Here is a 15,211-nt window from a genome sequence, read left to right as displayed (position 1 = left end):
CGCGCTCCCGCCCGGCAGAGAGGTCTGCCACGCGGCCCTCGCCGCATACGCAAAAAAGGGCTCCTGTCGGGAGCCCTTGGTGGAGTGGGATGGGAGCGGCGCAGCATTCGCCGCAGGCCGACTACAGCCCCAAAATGCGCGCCGCATTGCCATGCAGCAGCTTGGGCAGCACGGCCTCGTCAAAGCCCAGCGCCAGAAAGTCGTCAATGCTCTGGCCGATGGGGCGGAAGGGGTAGGACGAGGCGAACAGCAGTTGGTCGCCCAGGAACTGGTTGGCCGCCTGCACATAGGCCTGGTGGCCGGGCTGGAACACATACATGTCCGGCACCAGGTAGACATTGGCGTAGCGGAAGGCCAGGCCAATGGCCTCCTGCACACGCGGCCAGTAGCCGTGGTAGACGACCAGCGGCAGATCGGGAAAGGCCTGGGCCACCTTGGCCAGGCGCGCCGGGTCGTTGAAGCTCGGGTCCGGTGTGGTCGGGCCGCTCATCAGGAACACCGGCACACCCAGCTCCCGCGCGCGCTCATAAACGGGCCAGTACACGGGGTCATCGGGGTGGCGCGCCGGGTCGCCAAAGCCGGGCTCCAGGTCGATGCCGCGCAGGCCCAGCTGCTTGACGGCCCGCTCGATCTCGTCGAGCGCCGCCTGCTCGCCTTGCAGCACCGGGTCCACCCCGGCAATGCCCAGCAACTCGCTGTGGCCCTGCACGATCTGGTGGATCGTATCGTTGGGCAGGTGCTGCGAAGGCGTGTGCCGCCCCACGACCACGGCCTGGCTCAGGCCGGCATCGCGCACCGCCTTTAAAAAGCCGTCTTGGGTCAGCGATTCCTCAAAGTGCGTATCGCTGCCGCGCGTACCCACGCGCCGGTTCAGCCAGCGGGCGGTGTCATGCTCGGGCGAGCCGGGCGTTGCGCCAAAAAAGTTGTGCAAGAACGCTGGCCGGCAGCGCATATCGATCACGGGCAGGCTCATGAAGCCGACTCCTTCCATTGTTGAACACCACGAACATCAAACGCGCCGCCAGTCTGCGAGCGCGCGGTGGTCACGCTCTTCTTGCCCAGCAGCGGAAACACCAATTCGGCAAAGCGGATCGACTCCTCCAGGTGCGGGTAGCCCGACAGCACAAAGGTATCGGCACCAATGTCCATGTACTCGCGCAGGCGCTCGGCCACGGTGGCCGCATCGCCCACCAGCGCGGTACCGGCACCGCCGCGCACCAGGCCGACACCGGCCCAGAGGTTGGGTGCCACCTCCAGCTTCTGGCGGTTACCGCCATGCAAGGCCGCCATGCGCGCCTGGCCGACCGAGTCCATGCGCGCATAGTTCTGCTGAGCTTTCGCAATGTCCTCGTCGGTCAGCTTGCTGATCAGGCGCTCGGCATCGGCCCAGGCCTCCTCGTTGGTCTCGCGCACGATCACATGCAGGCGCACGCCCAGGCGCAGCTGGCGGCCGGCAGCGGCGGCACGTGCCCGGATATCGGCAAACTTGCGCGCCACGGCCTGGGGCGGCTCGCCCCAGGTCAGGTAGGCATCGACATGCTTGGCCGCCAGGTCATGGGCGGCGTCGGAGGAGCCGCCAAAGTACAAAGGCGGATACGGTTTTTGCACTGGCTCGAAAAAGTTCTTGCCCTGCTTGACCTTGAAGTACTTGCCCTCGTGGTCCACCGTCTCGCCGGCCAGCAGGCGCCGCCAGATGCTCAGAAACTCATCGGCATAGGCATAGCGCTCGTCATGGGCCAGAAACACGCCATCGGCCTCCAGCTCGGTGGCATCGCCCCCGGGCACCACATTGAGCAGCAAACGCCCGGCGAGCGCCTGATCCAAGGTAGCGGCTTGGCGCGCACTGGGCACCGGCATGCCCAGCGAGGTGCGCAGCGCCACCAGCAGCTTGATGCGCTGGGTGACCGCGACCAAGCTGGATGCCACCACCCAGGGGTCGAGGCACGAACTGCCGGTCGGAATCAGCAGCCCGTCATAGCCCAGGTTCTCGCTGGTCGTGGCAATGCTGCGCAGGTACTCGGGCGTGGGTTGGCGGCCAAAGTCCGAGGCGCCCAGGTAGCGGGTATCGCCGGAGGTAGGCAGGAACCAGAACAGCTCCGGTGGGGATGAGGTAGAGGCCATGGCAAAGGGTCAGGATGGCTGCAAGGCAAGGGGCGTGCAGCAGACGCCGCAGGGCATGCTGCGCCAGCCCGACCGCAGCGTATGCAGGCGGGTGGCGTTTGAAAAGAAGCCTGAACGCGCTTAAGCGGCCTGGCGCTCCAGCGCATGCAAGGCAGGCTGGCTGCTGCGCTGGCTGTGCGCCAGCGCGCTGAGCACCGGCACCGCCAGGCTCACCGCCAGCGAGATATGCTTGTGCAGCGCCTCGCTCACCACCACACCGCCCTGGATGTCTTCGGGCGTTGCATAGACGCCGATCGGCAAGGTCAAGGCCGAGAAAAAGCCGAACAGCGGGCGCAGCTGGTGGTCCAGCACCAGCGAATGGCGTGGGCTGCCGCCGGTGGCAGCCAGCAGCACGGGCGTGCCCTGCAGCGCATGCTGGTCCACCAGGTCAAACAGGTGTTTGAGCAGGCCCGGCAGGCTGCCCCGGAACACGGGCGAGCCGACGATCAGGAAGTCCGCGGTCTCGATCGCTTCCAGCGCATCACGGGCGGCGGCGGACAGCGCATCCTTGTACAGCACCGGGCCGATGTCGGCCACCAGATCGACCAGGTCGATATGGCGCACATCCAGGCGCACCGCCTGGGCCGACTGGCCCAGGGCCTGGCCCAGTTGCAGATGCAAGCTGTCGAGCAGGCTGCGGGTGCGCGAAGGCTTGCCCAGGCTGCCATTGACGATGACGGTTTTCAAGATGCGGCTCATGTTCATTCCAGTCGTTCACACGCAAGGGGCCAGGGCCCGGCCTATCCGGGTCGCTGCCTCCAGCGTCAAGACAACCATTACAACCACTGCGCCGCCGCAGGCCAAGGAATGAAATCTCATGTTCTTATGCGTTTTTTGCTGCGAGCCCCACCTGCCAGAAGTAGACCGGCTCGGCGCCGTTGAGCAGCATGTCGCCCACCGACTTGGCCTTGTAGATGACCGGGTTGTGCGAGGCCAGCGTGCGGGCATTGCGCCAGTGGCGGTCCAGCCGCAGGTCCTCGGCCAGCGCGCTCGACCCGCCCACATCAAACATGCGCGTGGCCGCCTGCAGCACCGCATCGACCACCGCCACCTGGGCCTGAGCGGCACGCAGCTCCAGCGCATCGAGCTGGGCCTTGTCCGCGCGCTCATGGCCAGCCTCGGCGCTGCGCAAGATCGGGCCCAGCGCCTGGGCCACATCGCGCACCACCAGCTCGCTCATATAGGCGGTGCTGGCCAGCTGGCCCACAATCTGCTGCACCAGCGGATCGTCCTTGGGCAGGGCGGCCGCGCCATGGCTGAACACGCGGCGGCGCTGTTGCACATAGGCCAGCGTGTCGCGGCTCAGCGCGCGGGCAATGCCCGCCAGACTCGCCAGGTGGAAGAGCTGCGCAAAGGCCACGATGGGCGAAGGCTCGCCCGCGCGGAACTGCAGCACCGCATGCGCTGGCACCGGCACATCGCGCAGCACCGTGGTGCCCGATCCGGTCAGCCGCTGGCCAAAGCCGCGCCAGTCATCGAGCCGCTCCACGCCCGCCGCACCGCCCGCTACCAGCGCATGCACCGTCTGGTCCGGCTGGCCGGGCACCACCGCGCGCGCCAGCACACTGATCCAGTCGGCATACAAGCTGCCGGTGCTGTAGAACTTCTGGCCATGGAGCCGCCACTGGCCAGGCACCGCTGGGTCGGGCACCAAGGTGGTCTGCAGGCTGCCGACGGCCCCCTCGCCCACCTCGGTCGTCGCATTGCCAAAGGTGGCGCCCTGGGCCACCAGCGGCAGCCAATGGCGCTGTGCCTCGGGCGAGCCCTGGTAGAGCACGCGGTCGACAAACAGAAAATGCGGCCGCAGGATCTGGGTCAGGTTAGGGTCCGCCTCGGCCAGGTCCACCAGCAAGGCCATCAGCTGCTCCAGCGATGCGCCACTGCCGCCCAAAGCCTGGGGCAGGCGCAGGGCAGTAAAGCCGCTCTCGCGCAGCCATTGCAGCGGCGCATGGGCGAGAGTGCGGCTGTGCTCGCGCTCGGCAGCACCTTCGGCAATGCGCGCAAACACCGGCGCAAAGCGCTGCTGCAGATCGGCCAGGCGCGGGGCCTTGGCATCAGCAACCTCGGGCACGGGGCGTGTCAGTGTGGCCTCGGTCATGGCGCGGCCTTCGCGGCGTTCTTCCAGGGCAGCGAATAGAGCTTGGCGTCATCGGCAAACGAGGCGCTGATCTGCTTGGCCACCGCGGGCGACGCCTGGTAGAGCTGCACAAACTGCGCAATGCGCGGGTCCTGCTTGCGGTCGCTGCGGGCCACAAAGCGGATCGCGTAGTACAGGTCATCGACGGTCGAATACAGCAGCGCGCGGCTGGCCAGCTCGCGCTGGCCGGCGTTGACCAGGTGGGCCGGATAGCCCTGGGCGAGGGCCACATCGTCAAGCGCACGCACCAGCTGCGGGCCTTCGACCTCCAGCAGCTTGAGCTTGCGCGGGTTGCCGACGATGTCGTTCACGCTGGCCTTGGCGCCCACGCCGGGGCGCAGGCTGATAAGCCCGGCCGTTTGCAGCAGCAACAGGCCCCGGGCCTGGTTGACCGGGTCATTGGCCACACCGACCGAGGAGCCGGCGGGGATATCGGCCAGCGCCGCATGCTTTTTCGAATACAGACCGATATTGGGCAGCAGGCCCACGCCCACGCTCTCGATCTTGTAATCCCGGTCGCGGATCGCATTGTCCAAAAAGGCCTGGTGCTGGAAGTAGTTGATATCGATATCGCCGGCATCCAGCGCGGTGTTGGGCGTGGTCCAGTCGGTGAACTCGATCACCTGCACATCCAGCCCGGCCTGGCGCGCCTCCTTGGCAGCGACCTGGACCGAATCGGCGAGCGACCCGGGCGTGACACCGATTTTCAGCGGGGCTGCCACGGCGGTGGCCGCCATAGCGGTGGCCATAACGGCGCCGGCGCCCAGCGCCAGCAGGTATTTTTTCAGCGCAAATGTCTTCATCGTCTTTCCTTGGGTAGGTGGCTGGCTCACTTCAGCCAGGGCAGGCTGTAGAAGCGGCTTTCATTGGCGTACGAGGCATGGATCTGCTGGCGCACCGCCTGGGATTGCTGGTAGATATCAATGAACTGGCGCACCCGCGCGTCCTTCACGTTATCGGCCCGGGTGACAAAGTGGATGGCCCAGAAGGCATCCGTGCCGACGCTGTAGTACAGGCCCTGGCGGGCGGTCTCGAGCTGGCCCGCCTGCAGCAGTCCACCCAGGCTCACCACGGTGATGTCGGCATCATCGAGCGCCCGCGCCAGCTGGGGGCCGGCCACTTCGATGAACTTGAGCTTCTTGGGGTTGCTGGCGATGTCGTCGATCTGGGCCAGCTGCGGCGCATTGGCGCGCAGGGTCACCAGGCCCGCATCGCGCAAGGTGGCAATGGCACGTGCCTGGTTCGAGGTGTCATTGGCCAGCGCCACGCTGGCGCCGGTGGGCAGGCTCGCCAGGCTTTTGTAGCGCTTGGAGAAGATGCCGATATTGCCGCGCGAGCCCACGGCCGCCGCGCGCAGGTCCTGGCGGTTTTCGCGGTTGAAGGTATCGAGGAAGGCCTGGTGCTGGTAGTAGTTCAGGTCCAGATCGCGGTTGACCAGCGCGGTATTGGGCAGGGTCCAGTCGGTGAACTCGACGATCTGAACGTCGAGCCCCTGGGCCTTGGCTTCGCGCGCCGCGATCTGGGCGGAATCGGCGAGCGAGCCGGGCGTGACGCCAACGCGCAGTGGCTGGGCCTGGGCGGCGCCCAAGGTGGCGAGCGACAGCAGCAGGGCTGTCAAAGCGGGGAAAAACTTCATGGCTGCTTTCAAAAAATCTCGGTACTTAGAGCCGGTAACACGACCCAGCAAACCGAAGGTTTGCGGTTGAGACTAGGCGTCCTGCCGCAGGCAGTACAGTAGTACGACAAGGCAGGGCAACGACGTATCAAGGGTTGTGTTAGCGGCTCTTATCGGCGCTGCTGCGCGCCGGGGTGGTTGGCGGGTAGTCCATCGCCACGGCCAAACAGCTTGTGGCGCAGGCTGCCCTCTTCGTAGCGCGTGCGGTAGCGGCCGCGGTTTTGCAGCTCGGGCACGGCCAGGCTGGCAAAGTCCTCCCAGGTCTCGGGCACGACGATGCGGGAGAGATTGAAGCCATCGATCTCGCCGACATCGATCCAACGCTCCAGCGCATCGGCCACCTGCTGTGGGTCGCCGACGATGGTGTTGTAGCGGCTGCCCAGGCTGAACTGTTCGAGCAGCTTGCGCCGCGTGGTCAGGCCCTGCTGCTGGGCGGCCTGCACGGCCGACTGGATGGCATTGCCCTGGCCGTAGACGATGGGCTCGTCGAGGTCGTACTGCGCAAAGTCCACGCCGGTGCTGGCGGCAAAATGCGCCAGGCCGCCTTCGGCACTGGCATAGGCCAGGTAGTCGGCGTATTTCTCCTCGACCTCGGCCTGGGTGGGCGCCACCACCACGGCTGCGCCCACATAGATCTTGATGTCATCGGCCCTGCGCCCAGCGGCCACGGCAGCGGCACGCAGCTTGCGCGAGGCACCCCTGGCCGCCTCCGGCGTGCGCGCACCGATAAAGATGCCCTCGCCATGCTGGCCGGCAAACTGCAGCCCGCGCTGCGAGGTGCCCGCCTGGAACAGCACCGGCGTGCGCTGGGGCGATGGCGCACTCATGTGGATCGCATTGGCGCGGTAGAACGGGCCGTCATGCACAACGGGGTGCACCTTGCCCGGCAGCGTGTGGATGCGGCGCGCCTTGTCGGCGATCACGGCGCCGTCCTCCCAGCTGCCTTCCCAGAACTTGTAGGCCAGCGCCAGAAAGTCGTCGGCGCGGTCATAGCGGCTGTCATGGTCGGCCAGCCCATCCTGGCCCAGGCCGCGCGCGCCGCTGTCCACATAGCCGGTGACGATGTTCCAGCCAATGCGGCCATTGCTCAGCTGGTCCAGGGTGCTGACATCGCGGGCAAAGGTGTAGGGCTGGTGCGCGTTGACCGTCGCCGTCAACCCAAAGCCCAGGTGCTCCGTGACCGCCGCCATGGCTGACACCAGCAGCCAGGGGTTGTTCACCGGCAGCTGGATCGCCTCGCGCAGGGTCAGGTCCACGCCGCGTTGGTAGACGTCGTAGTAGCCCACCACGTCGGCGATAAAGAGGCCGTCGAACAGGCCGCGCTCCAGCAGCTTGGCGATATCGGTCCAGTAATTGAGCGTGTGGTACTGGGTGGACTGGTCGCGCGGATGCGTCCACAGGCCGTGGTGGATATGTCCGACGCAGTTCATGTTGAACGCGTTGACATGCATGATTTTTTTGTCAGTCATAACCAGTGCGGGTGAGCGCAATCAGTGAATGCCAGGGGTAGCGACGCCGATCACCACGAAGGGATGACCACGCCATTGAAGGCCTGCTGGATATAGCTGCGCACCTCGTCGGTGCGGTAGGCGGCCACCAGCTGCGGCACCCAGGGGGCGTTGCGGTTTTTCTCCTGCACTGCTATCAGGCAGACATAGGGGCTGTCCCCGCCCTCGACCAGCAGCGAGTCCTTCGTGGGGTTGAGCCCCGCCTTGTAGGCATAGTCGGCATTGATGGCAGCCAGCTCCACATCGTCCATCGCGCGCACCAGCATGGGCGACTCCAGCTCGACAAAGCGCAGCTTGCGCGGGTTGTCGGTGATGTCCTGGGTCGAGGCAAACACGCCCTTGATCGGGTCGATGCCGGGCTTGAGCTTGATGAGACCGCCCTTCTCCAACAGCAGCAGCACGCGCCCACCATTGGCCGGGTCATTGGGCAGCGCAATCTGCGCGCCCACCGGCACGTCTTCGAGCCGCTTGTAGCGCTTGGAGAAAAGCGCAATCGGGCCCACCCAGGTGCGGCCAAAGCCCACCAGCTTGTAGCCGCGTGCACGGATTGCCGCCTGCAGGAAGGGGCCGTGCTGGAAGCTGTTGGCATCCAGGTCACCCGCATCGAGCGCGGCATTGGGCATCACATAGTCGCTGAAGGACACGATCTCGATCTTGAGACCATAGTCACGCTCGGCGACCTTTTTGACGGCCTCGAACACCTGCTCATGCGGGCCCGAGGTCACCCCCACTTTCAGCACCTTGGTCGTTACCGGCACTGCGGCCTGCGCCGTGCTGCGCCAGGCGCCCGTGGCCAGCGCGGCGCCAGCGGCCAGCGACGAGGACAGAAAACGCCGGCGTTGGCCTGGCAGCGGAGAAGAAGGGTTCTGGGACATGGGGTTTCCTGGATGGCGCTCAGGCCAAGGCCTGGGCGCGGGGTGTGGAGAGGGATGGAGAAGCAGCAACGCTGGCGCCACCGACGGAGGGCTGCTGGCGAAACTGCTGCGCATGGTGGTGGGCCGGCAGGCGGTCGCCCTGGCCAAACAGCTTGTGGCGCATGCTGCCGGGCGCATAGGCGCTCTTGTGCAGGCCCCGCGACTGCAGCTCGGGGACGACCAGGTCGATAAAGTCGCCAAAGCATTCGGGCACCACAGTGCGGGCGAGGTTGAAGCCATCAACACCAGCCTCATCCACCCAGGACTGCATCTCGTCGGCAATCTGCTGGGCATCGCCCACGAAGGTGGCGTAACGCCCGCCCAGCGACAGCTCATCGAGCAGGTCGCCCAGGCGGTAGTCCTCACGGCCATTGGCCAGGCGCTTGATCGAGTTCTCGATGCCATTGCTGCGGTGCTGCTGCAGCAGCGGCGTGTCGCGCTGGTAGGTCGAAAAATCAATGCCGGCCGTGGCCGACAAATGCGCCAGCGCAGCCTCGGGGCTGGCATAGCGGCAGTACTCCTGGTACTTTTCCTGGGCCTGGCGCGCGGTGGCGGCCACCACGGGCGTCATGCCCACCAGCACCTTGATGTCGCCCGGCTGGCGGCCGGCACGCACGGCTTCGGCGCGCAGCTGGCGCACCAGCGTGGCGGTGGCGGCCTTGTCCTGGATGGCCATGAACACGCATTCGGCATGGCGCGCGGCAAACTGCAGGCCCCGGCCCGAGCTGCCCGCCTGCAGCAGCACCGGCGTGCGCTGTGGCGAGGGCTCGCTCAGGTGGTAGCCATCGACCTGAAAATGCGGGCCGCTGTGCTGCACGCGGCGCACCTGCTGCGGGTCGGCATAGATGCGGCGCGTGCGGTCGCGCAGCACGGCGCTGTCGCTCCAGCTGCCCTCCCAGAGCTGGTAGAGCACGTCCATAAACTCATCGGCGCGGTCATAGCGCGCATCGTGCGCCAGCTGCTGGCGCTGGCCCATGGCGCGGGCAGCCGAGTCCAGATAACCAGTGACAATGTTCCAGCCAATGCGGCCTTGGGTCAGGTGGTCCAAGGTAGAAAAGCGCCGCGCCAGCAGATAGGGCTGCTCGTAGCTGAGGTTGACCGTTACGCCAAAGCCCAGGTGCTCGGTCACCGCCGCCATCGCGGGCACCACCAGGGTCGGGTCGTTGATTGGCAGCTGCACCGACTCGCGCAGGGTCACATCGACCGACTGCTGGTAGGTGTCATAGACGCCGATGATGTCGGCGATGAAGAGCCCATCGAACAGGCCGCGCTCGAGCTCCTTGGCCAGGCCGGTCCAGTAGTCCAGGCGGTGGTAGTGGCTCGATTGGTCGCGCGGATGCGTCCACAGCCCATGGTTGATATGGCCCACGCTGGCCATGTTGAAGGCATTGAGGATGATGGGCGCACGCCCGCTGGCAGCGGTGCTGGCCATCACAGTGCTCCGTGGCGCGGGGGCAGTACGCCGCTCAGCGCATAGTTGCCGATGGCATGGTATTTCCAGCGCACGGGGTCATGCAGGGTGTGGGTGCGCACATTGCGCCAGTAGCTGTCAAAGCCGTGCTCGGCAAAGGTGGCCGAGGTGCCACCCAGCTCCAGCAGCTTGTTGGCCGCCAGCAGGCCGGCCGTATGCGCCAGCGCACGTGCCTGCGCCACGGCCACCGAGGCCGCAGCCACGGTATGCGCCGTGGGCTCCTGCTGCGCGGCATCGACCAGGCTGCCCGAGCGCCGCAGCAGCGCCCGCGCCGCATGCAGGCGCAGCTCCACATTGCCCAGCGCCTGCAGGGTCAAGGGGTCGTCGCTCGCCTGCGCCACGCCGGCATCCACCCAGGCGCGCGACTGGTTGCGCACAAAGGGCAAGGTGGCACGCAGCGCGCCCTCGCCAATGCCCAGGTCGATGGCGGCATGGATGATCTGCGCAAACGGCCCGATGGTGCTGGGGCTGTCAAAGCTCGATTGGAAAGGCACGATCCAGGCCTCATCGATGGCGACGTTCTCCAGCAGCACCGAGCCGCTGCCGGTGACCCGCTGGCCCATGCCGTCCCAGTCGTCGATCACCGTCACGCCCGGCGCGCTGCGCGGAACAAACACCATCACGCTGACGGGGTCCTGGGCCTCGTCGATCACCTGCATGGTCTGCACCGGAATCCAGTGCGCAAAGATGGCGCCGGTGCAGTAGAACTTGCGGCCATTGAGCACCCAGCCGGAGTCACCCCGCTCCAGGCGCGAACGGCGGCGGTAGTCGCGGTGGCCGATCTCGGACAGTGCATTGCCAAAGCGCTCGCCCGCCTGCACCCGTTCGTAGAAAAAGCGCTGCTGCGCCGCGCTGCCGCCCACGCGCAGCACCTCCAGCGCATAGAAATGGTTCTGCGGAATATGGCCCAGCGAGCCATCGGCCGCCGCCACGGTGGCGATCAGCTGCGCCACCGTCCAGGCGCTGGCCTGCAGGCCGCCGTAGGCGCGCGGCACGGTAATGGCCCAGAGGCCGCTGTCGCTGTAGGCCTCGATTTCTGCCCAGGGCAGGCGACGCTCGCGGTCGCGCAGTACCGCATCACCGGCCCAGGCATCGGCCAGCTGCTGGGCCTGTTGCAGTGCGGCCTGCTCGCTGGCAAACACGGGGGGGCGCTGGCGTGGTGCGGGGGCGGGGGCCACCGGGCTGGCAGCGGCGATCACAGGGGGAGAGGTAGTCATGGTGGTGGCTCATGGGCTTGGCAGCAGCATGGCGCTGGCCTGGCCCTTCAAAGTCGTTGTGCGTTGCGGCGGCTCAGTTCCACTGGTGGCGGCGCGGGGCGCGGCCATTGAGCAGGTAGTTGCCCAGCAGGTGGTATTTCCAGCGCACCGGGTCGTGCAAGGTGTGCACGCGGGCATTGCGCCAATAGCGGTCCAGGTTGTAGCCGGCGCGGGCCGATGAGGTACCGCCCAGCTCCAGCAGGCGTTCGCTGGCGTTCAGCGCCGCCTCGGTAGTCAGGATCTTGGCGCGCGCCACGGCCACCGAGGCCTCGGCGCTGCTCTCGTCGGTGACGGGCTGGGCAGCGAAGGCATCCAACTGCTGCGCGGCATCGAGCAGCACCTCGCGCGCGGCATCCAGCTCCACCTGCAGCAGGCCAAACTCCTGGATGATGTAGGGGTCCTGCCAGGCATGCTCGACACCCGAGTGCACCCAGGCACGGGTCTTGTCGCGCACAAACTGGCGCGCCTCGTCGAACGCGCCCTGGGCAATGCCCATGTCGATGGCGGCCTGCAGAATCTGCGATACCGGGCCGGACAGGGTCGGCCGGTCCTTCAGGTCATGCAGCGCAATCACATCGCGCGGCTCGACCTCAACGTCCTTGAGCACCACACCACCGCTGGCAGTGGTCTTCTGGCCAAAGGCGTTCCAGTTGTCGATGATCTGCAGGCCCGGCGCCGTGCGCCGCACCCAGACCTGCACGGGGCGCTGCGCCTCGTCCTCGGCGCGGAAAGGCACCCAGTGGGCAAACAACGATCCGGTGGAGTAGTAGCGCGTGCCGTTGACCAGCAGCCGGCCATCGGCCGCCCGGCGCAGGCTGGCGGTGGCATCGCTCAGCTGGGCGGCGCGGCCCTTGCGCTCAGGCCCGGCATTGCCCAGCCGGTAGCCGCCCAGCACATCGGCAAACCAGCGGCTTTGCTGCGCGGGGCTCGCGGTATCGCGCAGGTTCTGCACCAGCGCAAAGTGGTTTTGTGGAATTTGCCCTAGCGAGGCATCGGCCGCGCTGATGGTCGCAAACACCTGCACCACGGTGTGCCAGCTGGCCTGCAGGCCGCCATGGCTGCGCGGCACGGTGATGCCGCCCAGGCCGCTGGCGGTATAGCGCTCGATCTCGTCCCAGGGCAACAGGCGTTCGCTGTCGCGCCGGGCCGCGCCGCCGCGAAAGCTCTCGGCCAGCGCAGCGGCCACTTGCAAGGCCTCGGCCTCGCTGCGGATCTGCGCGGGCTGGCTGGGCGGCAAAGGCAGGCGGGGTGGGGAATCGGCGGGCAACGCTGCGCCCAGGGCAACCGCTGAAGTCATTCGGTGCTTTCTGAAAGGGGTTCGGAGAGAGACAGTCCAGAGACACGCCCTGGCCTGCAGACCACGGCACTGCGCCGTGGTGGGCCGCGATAACGCGGACGGTCAGCGGCTGCGCAACCAGTGCGCCACGCGGTCGCCAGCGGTCTGCACGATGGTGACCAGCGCAATCAGCACCGCGATCACGATCAGCATCACCTGCGTATCAAAGCGCTGGTAGCCGTAGCGGATCGCCAGGTCGCCCAGGCCACCGGCCCCCACCGCGCCGGCCATGGCCGACGAGCTGATCAGCGCCACCAGGGTGATGGTGAAGCCGCCGATGATGCCGGGCAGCGCTTCTGGCAGGTAGACATGGCGCACGATGTCCCACTTCTTGCAGCCAATCGCCTGTGCCGCCTCGATCAGGCCGGGATCGACCTCACGCAGACTGACCTCGGCAATGCGCGCAAAGAACGGCGTGGCACTGATGGCCAGCGGCACAATCGCCGCCCAGACGCCAATCGTCGTGCCGGTGACCAGACGGGTGAACGGAATCAACGCGACCAGCAGCACGATAAAGGGCGTGGCCCGGAAGCCGTTGACGACGCTGCCGACGGCGCGGTTGGTGCGGGGCGATTCGAGAAAGCCACCAGGTGCCGTCACGATCAGCAAGATGGCCAGCGGAATGCCCGCCAGCAGCGCGATACCGGCCGAGGTGGACACCATGATGAAGGTGTCGGCCAGCGCCTTCCAGTAACGGTCGATGGAAATACTCAGTTCAAACAACATAGCCCAGTACCCTGATTTCATGTGCGATGGTGGCAGGGCCTTGCGTCAGCGCGGCCCAGTCGTTGCGGGCGGCGGCACCATCGATGGCGATGATGAGCTGGCCCTGGGCATGGCCCTGGATGCGATCCACACCGCCGTGCAGCAGGCGCACCTTGGCGCCCAGTGCCTCGGCAATGCGGGGAAAGTCCGGCTCCAGCCCGTCATGGCCGCTGTAGCCCAGCTGCAGTACTTGCTCAAAGCGGCCGGTGCCGGGCGCTTGCGGCTGCAGGCGCTGCTGCAGGTCATCGGGCACGCCGTGGCGCAGCGGTGCCAGCAGGGCCTGGGTGGCGGCATGGCGCGGGTTGCCAAACACCTGCCAGACGTCGCCCAGCTCGGCAATCTCGCCCTTCTCCAGCACCAGCACCTGGTCGGCAATCTCGCGGATCACGCTCATCTCATGGGTGATCAGGATCACCGTGATGCCCAGGCGGCGGTTGATATCGCGCAGCAGCGCAAGAATGGCCTGCGTGGTTTCCGGGTCCAGCGCCGAGGTGGCCTCGTCGCACAGCAGAATCTCGGGCCGGGTGGCCAGCGCCCGGGCAATGCCCACGCGCTGCTTTTGCCCGCCCGAGAGACGGCTGGGGTAGGTCTTGTGCTTGTCCTGCAGGCCCACCAGGTCGAGCAACTCGGTCACGCGCTGCTGGATCTGCGCAGCCGGCACACCTGCGACCTTGAGCGGCAGCGCCACGTTCTCAAACACCGTCTTGGCCGACAGCAGGTTGAAGTGCTGAAAAATCATGCCGACGCGGCGGCGCAGTTGCACCAGGCCCGCTTCATCCAAGGTGCCAATATCGACACCATCGACCAGCACCTGGCCGCTGCTGGGCGCTTCCAGCCGGTTGATGGTGCGCAGCAGGCTGGACTTGCCCGCGCCGCTGCGCCCGATGATGCCGAAGATGCTGCCCGCAGCAATGTCCAAGGTGATGTTCTGCAGCGCAGGCACCTCACCCGCCGATGAGCGGTAGACCTTGCCCAGATCGCGGAATACCACGGTGCCCAAGGGGGCGGCGGCTACCGGCGCCTGGCCGCTTGCGGCGGTTGGTACCGCTGCGCTGGCGCGCGCAGCACGGCCCTCGGCGGCCGGCTCGGCCTCGGCGCGGAACTGCCTGCGCAATACGTTGGATACGGCGGAAAGGGCCATGTGCTTCTCCTGGTGTCCTGCCCTTACCAGGGCAAGGTGTAGAGCTTGGGGTCGTTGTTGAACTGCTGGCTGATCGCCTGCTTGACTGCCGCAGAGTTCTGGAACACTTGGACAAATTTGCGCAGCTTGGGGTCGTCGGCGCGGCTGGCCTGCGAGACAAAGCCCATCGCATAGAAACGGTCGGCAATGCCCGAATAGGCCAGGGCCTTGCTGGCCTGCTCCTTCTTGCCGGCGCTGACAAAGTAGCTCGGCCAGAGCACGGCCAGGTCCACATCGGGCAGCGAGCGGATCAGCTGCGGGCCTTCGACTTCATAAAAGCGCAGCTGTTTGGGGTTGTCGGTGATATCGGCCACCGTGGCGCCGGGTGCATCACCGGTGCGCAGGCGGATCAGCCCGGCCTTTTGCAGCAGTGCCAGGCCCCGGCCCTGGTTGACCGGGTCATTGGCAATCGCCACCTTGGCCTTGGCCGGCACATCGGCCAGCGATTGATGGCGCTCGGAGTAGATACCGATGTTCTGCAGCAGGCCCAAGCCCACAAACTTGAGCTGGTAGCCGCGCTCCTTGATGACATTGTTCAAAAAGGCCTGGTGCTGGAAGAAGTTCAGGTCCACATCGCCGTTGTTGACGGCCTCGTTGGGCACCGTCCAGTCGGTGAACTCGACCAGCTCCACATCCAGGCCCTGGCTCTTGGCGTCGGCAACCACCGCCTTGATGGCGTCGGCCGTGGCCCCCGGCGTGGAGGCGATGCGGATCTTGTCCGCTGCCTGCGCCAGTTGCCACCCTCCCAGCATGGCCGCTGCTGCAATTGCAGCCACCACGCGTCTGTTGATCTTGTTCGTCATGTTTTT

General features: G+C 66.7%; 14 protein-coding genes. All 14 read right to left on the bottom strand.

Translation table 11 applies throughout. The features are described 5' to 3' along the window. Positions 1-121: 121 nt before the first annotated feature. The gene (locus tag DCO45_RS12460) at positions 122-973 is read right to left on the bottom strand and encodes an amidohydrolase family protein (protein ID WP_207788075.1); all 852 of its coding nucleotides are present in this window, start codon (positions 971-973) and stop codon (positions 122-124) included. Further along, positions 970-2,121 carry an FMNH2-dependent alkanesulfonate monooxygenase gene (ssuD, locus tag DCO45_RS12455; RefSeq protein WP_116926139.1) on the bottom strand — a complete coding sequence of 384 codons (1,152 nt, stop codon included), beginning with the start codon at positions 2,119-2,121 and terminating at the stop codon, positions 970-972. The genes DCO45_RS12460 and ssuD overlap by 4 nt, the downstream gene beginning before the upstream one ends. A 120-nt stretch (positions 2,122-2,241) precedes the next feature. Continuing rightward, positions 2,242-2,859 carry an NAD(P)H-dependent oxidoreductase gene (locus tag DCO45_RS12450; RefSeq protein ID WP_116926209.1) on the bottom strand — a complete coding sequence of 206 codons (618 nt, stop codon included), beginning with the start codon at positions 2,857-2,859 and terminating at the stop codon, positions 2,242-2,244. A gap of 124 nt (positions 2,860-2,983) precedes the next feature. After that, positions 2,984-4,258: an acyl-CoA dehydrogenase family protein gene (locus DCO45_RS12445; RefSeq protein WP_116926138.1), complete on the bottom strand. Its 1,275-nt coding sequence runs from the start codon at positions 4,256-4,258 to the stop codon at positions 2,984-2,986. Continuing rightward, entirely contained in the window at positions 4,255-5,046 is a 792-nt protein-coding gene (locus DCO45_RS12440) for a MetQ/NlpA family ABC transporter substrate-binding protein (protein WP_116926208.1), read from the bottom strand. The genes DCO45_RS12445 and DCO45_RS12440 overlap by 4 nt, the downstream gene beginning before the upstream one ends. A gap of 80 nt (positions 5,047-5,126) precedes the next feature. Then, on the bottom strand, positions 5,127-5,933 hold the full coding sequence (locus tag DCO45_RS12435) for a MetQ/NlpA family ABC transporter substrate-binding protein (protein WP_116926137.1): 807 nt from the start codon (positions 5,931-5,933) through the stop codon (positions 5,127-5,129). A gap of 149 nt (positions 5,934-6,082) precedes the next feature. Beyond that, complete coding sequence (locus DCO45_RS12430; protein WP_116926136.1) at positions 6,083-7,441, bottom strand: LLM class flavin-dependent oxidoreductase; 1,359 nt, start codon at positions 7,439-7,441, stop codon at positions 6,083-6,085. A 50-nt stretch (positions 7,442-7,491) separates the two neighbouring features. Continuing rightward, complete coding sequence (locus tag DCO45_RS12425; protein WP_116926135.1) at positions 7,492-8,355, bottom strand: MetQ/NlpA family ABC transporter substrate-binding protein; 864 nt, start codon at positions 8,353-8,355, stop codon at positions 7,492-7,494. A 19-nt stretch (positions 8,356-8,374) separates the two neighbouring features. Then, on the bottom strand, positions 8,375-9,826 hold the full coding sequence (locus tag DCO45_RS12420) for an LLM class flavin-dependent oxidoreductase (RefSeq protein ID WP_116926134.1): 1,452 nt from the start codon (positions 9,824-9,826) through the stop codon (positions 8,375-8,377). Beyond that, positions 9,826-11,082 carry an SfnB family sulfur acquisition oxidoreductase gene (locus tag DCO45_RS12415; protein ID WP_116926133.1) on the bottom strand — a complete coding sequence of 419 codons (1,257 nt, stop codon included), beginning with the start codon at positions 11,080-11,082 and terminating at the stop codon, positions 9,826-9,828. Before DCO45_RS12415 ends, DCO45_RS12420 begins: the two co-directional genes overlap by 1 nt. Before the next feature lie 73 nt (positions 11,083-11,155). After that, entirely contained in the window at positions 11,156-12,418 is a 1,263-nt protein-coding gene (locus DCO45_RS12410) for an SfnB family sulfur acquisition oxidoreductase (RefSeq protein ID WP_116926132.1), read from the bottom strand. Between the two features lie 102 nt (positions 12,419-12,520). Beyond that, entirely contained in the window at positions 12,521-13,183 is a 663-nt protein-coding gene (locus tag DCO45_RS12405; RefSeq protein ID WP_021026291.1) for a methionine ABC transporter permease, read from the bottom strand. Then, entirely contained in the window at positions 13,173-14,363 is a 1,191-nt protein-coding gene (locus DCO45_RS12400; RefSeq protein WP_116926131.1) for an ATP-binding cassette domain-containing protein, read from the bottom strand. Before DCO45_RS12400 ends, DCO45_RS12405 begins: the two co-directional genes overlap by 11 nt. 23 nt (positions 14,364-14,386) lie before the next feature. Continuing rightward, positions 14,387-15,205: a MetQ/NlpA family ABC transporter substrate-binding protein gene (locus DCO45_RS12395; protein WP_116926130.1), complete on the bottom strand. Its 819-nt coding sequence runs from the start codon at positions 15,203-15,205 to the stop codon at positions 14,387-14,389. Positions 15,206-15,211 lie beyond the last annotated feature (6 nt).

This window comes from Comamonas sp. JNW, from assembly GCF_003105075.1.
Classification (GTDB): domain Bacteria; phylum Pseudomonadota; class Gammaproteobacteria; order Burkholderiales; family Burkholderiaceae_C; genus Comamonas; species Comamonas squillarum.
Note: the sequence above shows the minus strand (reverse complement) of the source record. Positions and strands in the feature narration are given on the sequence as shown.